This window comes from Myxococcus vastator (assembly GCF_010894475.1).
In the GTDB taxonomy this organism is placed as follows: Bacteria; Myxococcota; Myxococcia; order Myxococcales; family Myxococcaceae; genus Myxococcus; species Myxococcus vastator.
Map to the genome: position 1 here is coordinate 1 of NZ_JAAIYB010000652.1, position 3,521 is coordinate 3,521.

Sequence of the window (3,521 nt, forward strand, 5' to 3'; positions counted from 1 at the left end):
GCCATGGGCCTGGTCGGCGCGGGCATTGGCCTGGGCATGGTGCTGGGGCCTGTCATTGGCAGCGTCCTCCATGTGCATGGCGCCTGGGCGCCACCGCTGGCGGGCGCGGTGATGGCGGCGGCGGCGATGCTGGGCGTGTTCTTCTTCTTTCCGGAGACGCACCGCCCGCGGGCGGAGCGGCACGAGGAGCCAGGCCGCCCCCGGGTGCGGCTGTCCGACGTCCTGGCCCGGCCCGGGCTGGGCGCGGTGCTGGCCCTGACGTTCCTGGTGTTCATCGGGATGACGAACCTCCAGGTGTCGCTGGGGCTGCTGGCCCAGGCGCGGTTCGGCTGGGGTGAGCAGGAGATCGGGCGGCTCTTCGCGTTGATGGGCCTGGTCACCTTCGTGCTTCAGGCCTTCGTCATCGGCTGGCTGACGCGCCGGGTCCGGGACACCACGTTGGTGCTGGTGGGCGCCGCGTGCATGGGGACCGGGCTCACGTGCATCGCCGTTGCGAGCCACGGGGTCATGTTGGTGCTGGCCATGGTGCTGGTGGGCTCGGGGACGGGGTTGTTGCAGCCGCTGATGGCCAGCCTGGCCTCCGGGTTCGCGGGGCGCGAACTGCGTGGCGGGGTGCTGGGCGTGGTGCAGTCGGCGGGCGGGCTCGCGCGCGTGGTGGGGCCGGTGTGGAGCGGCTACCTCTACTCACGGCTGGGGCCCGGTGCGCCCTTCACCAGTGGGGCGGTGGCGGCGGGCATCGCGTTGTTGGTGGGCGCGTCGCTCCTGCGGCGGCGCGTTCCGGACGCGCCGCCGCCGTCGAGCTTGAAGGTCTGAGCGCGGCGTCGCCTACAGGCAGTACCGCGCGAACGCCGGGCTGCTGCACAGGCTCTGGAAGGCCGCCAGGTTGCAGGTGTCAGCGCCGGGATTCACGTTGCATGGATTGCCGTGCGGGCTGCCGTAGTCGCTGCAGGTGAACTCGACGCGTTCGCCGAACAGGGAGGTGACGGCCACGGTGTTGTTCGCGTACTGGCCGTTGACGACGCAGCGGTCCAGGGTGCCCGCGTGGTCCACGGTGTAGACGCCGTGGGACAGGATGCCGGGGCACTCCACCGTGCAGCTCGTCGGCGACTCCGGCGGGCGGAAGCCGTACATGAAGGTATTGGGCTGGCCGGTGGCCGCGCCGAACGTCCCCGTGGGCGCGCCGGTGGGGCTCAGCGGGTCCCCGGTGCCGTTCCAGTTCCCCTTGGCCAGCGAGTACGTGCTCGCGCCCACGGCCGACAGGGCACCGAGCGCGTCCGCCTGGTTGCCCGCGGCGCCGTAGAACGTGCGGAAGGAGCGGACCTGTCCCACGGCGAGCGCGCCCAGCCGGAAGTCGAGCTGCGCGCCCAGGTCACCGGGCCCCACGTTGGTGAAGTCCCCCGTGCCGCCCATGAGCGAGTAATTGAAGGCCAGCGGGTCCAGCGACACGAAGTTGTTGTCGACCGCGCCCACCACCCAGGGGTTGCCCGCGGTGCCCGCGACGGTGACGTATTCGGAGAAGGTGTTGGGCAGGATGTCGTAGTCGATGCCGCGCGTGTAGCGCAGGTCGGAGATGAAGGCCGTGCCGATGTTCTCGATGAGGACGTCCACCTGGTACAGGTGGTTCGTCACGGGCGACGGCCTGTAGATGTGCGTCACCCGGAGCGCGTTCCCCACGCGTACGACAGACATGGTGGAGATGGGGGACGGCGCGTTGAGCTCCACCGTGAGGTTGGAGGACGCGCCGCAGGCCGCGGAGCTGTGGCCGGAGATGCCCAGGTCGGCGCTCGCGACACCCCAGCCTTCACACGGGCTGCCTGGCGCGGCGGCCTCGCCGTTGGTGGGCAGGTAGCGCAGGCCAATCGTGCTCGTGCCGAAGGTGCCGCTGGAGATGGGGTTGGTGGGACAGGGGAGGTTGAGGTGCCCCGCGGGTGCGACGCCAAGCCGGACGACGCCGTTGTCGATCATCCCAGGACAGTCCGGCAGCGGCGGAGGGATGAGGTGCGGCTCGGACGCGAGGAGGCGCTCCTCGTGCAGCAGGGCCTTCGCGTTCTGGGGATGGGGCCGCGTCCTCGCGTCCGCGGGGGCACGCGGCTCCGCGCCGGAGGCCCGCGTCTGGCCGCTCCAGGACAGGGCGCAGAGGAGTGCCGCGTGCAGCAAGCGCTGGGGATTCTTCGATGCGCGCATCCAGGTTCTCCTGTGCCCGGTGGCGCCGGGCAGTGAGAGGGCCATGACCGGCCCGCCGTGCAGCCGCGGGCCCTGACCTGGATGCGCTGCCACTGGCGGCGGCGCCCGGTGGACCCGTGGCGCGCGTAGCCTAGCCAGTTACCGAGCGTGCGTGTGCGCTGCGCTCGCTGTTACACGGACTGCGTGTGTGGTCCGCTCAGACGGGAATGAAGACGCGCTGCGTGCCGTGGGTGCGAAGCTGGGCGACGTGGTCGCTGGCTTCCATGCCGTTGCCCAGGGTGACGGCGATGTGGCCGTGGGGGTTGCCCGGGCTGTTGTAGGCGTCGCTGACGACGATGGCGCCCGGCGGGAGCTGGTGGATCTGCGCGTCCGAGAGCCGCACCTCGCGGAAGCGTGAGTCGCGCGCCAGCACGTTCCCGTACATGTACGCGGAGGGCAGGGGGTTGACGTAGAGGCCCGCGGCCGCGAGGGAGCGGTTGACGCCCTTGGCGCACCAGCCGCGCGTGTTCATGCTCGACGCCATGGAGCGGGCCGAGGCGGCCAGCCGCTCCGCGTTGGAGCCGAAGCGGCCCGGATCCGTGCCCACGGCGCCCGCGTTGCCAGCGGCGCCCGCACGGCCCCCACTCGCACCACCCGCGGCGGCCCCGCCGGACGCCTGGAAGTCGTCACTGCGGCCCGGAATCTTGAGCGTGGCGCCCGCGTAGATGAGGTCCGGGTTCTTGATGTTGTTGGCCTTGGCGAGCGCGGACACGCTCGTCCCGAAGCGGTTCGCGAGTGCCGACAGCGTGTCACCCGATCGGATGCGGTAGCTCATGGGGGGAATCTCGTTCTTGGAAATCGGGAAGCTTGGCGGGATTATCGCCCGAGTCTTGCCCGGGTTGCGTCCCACCCGGCAATTTTCATTCGAGGAAGCTTTGGCGAACCGCGTCCGCTCGGTCGATGAATGGGTTGTCCTGCTCTCCACGTCATCGGGGCCCGAGCAGGAGGAAGCCCAGGAGTGGTTGGGGGACGCACTGGGAGCGGAGGACGACCTCCTCCGGGAGCGGACGGCCCAGTTCCTCCTGGATGCCATGGCCCGGCCGGGCGCCGCGGTGGGGCCCATCCTCTCCGTGCTGCAGGTGGCCTGGTGGCCTCCGCCGGCGCGGCTCGCGGACGCCGCCGTGCGCTCCGTGACGGCGGCCCTGACGGGGCTGGAGGCGGGCCACCCGGCGGTGGAGGACGCGGCGCTGGTGTTGGCCAACGTGTGCCGCGTCGCGCCCGCGCAGCTCGCCGCGCTGGAAGCGGCGCTCGGCCATGCGCATCCCGCGGTCCGGCGCGCGGCGGCGGGCGCGGTGGGG

General features: G+C 71.7%; 4 protein-coding genes. 2 read left to right on the top strand and 2 right to left on the bottom strand.

Features of this window, described 5'->3' with window-relative positions; all coding sequences use genetic code 11:
• A partial coding sequence (locus G4D87_RS35545) for an MFS transporter (RefSeq protein WP_163787173.1) occupies positions 1-813 on the top strand: 813 nt, incomplete at its 5' end.
• A 12-nt stretch (positions 814-825) separates the two neighbouring features.
• Here the strand turns inward: G4D87_RS35545 and G4D87_RS35550 are convergent.
• Both G4D87_RS35550 and G4D87_RS35555 read right to left on the bottom strand, forming a co-directional pair.
• Complete coding sequence (locus G4D87_RS35550; protein WP_240358867.1) at positions 826-2,184, bottom strand: hypothetical protein; 1,359 nt, start codon at positions 2,182-2,184, stop codon at positions 826-828.
• Positions 2,185-2,380: 196 nt separating this feature from the next.
• Positions 2,381-2,998 (bottom strand): LysM peptidoglycan-binding domain-containing protein, encoded by a 618-nt coding sequence (locus G4D87_RS35555; RefSeq protein ID WP_240358868.1) that lies wholly within the window; start codon positions 2,996-2,998, stop codon positions 2,381-2,383.
• A gap of 100 nt (positions 2,999-3,098) precedes the next feature.
• Here G4D87_RS35555 and G4D87_RS39765 point away from each other — a divergent pair.
• Positions 3,099-3,521, top strand: a 423-nt coding sequence (locus G4D87_RS39765) for a hypothetical protein (RefSeq protein ID WP_240358869.1), incomplete at its 3' end; no start/stop codon positions are given.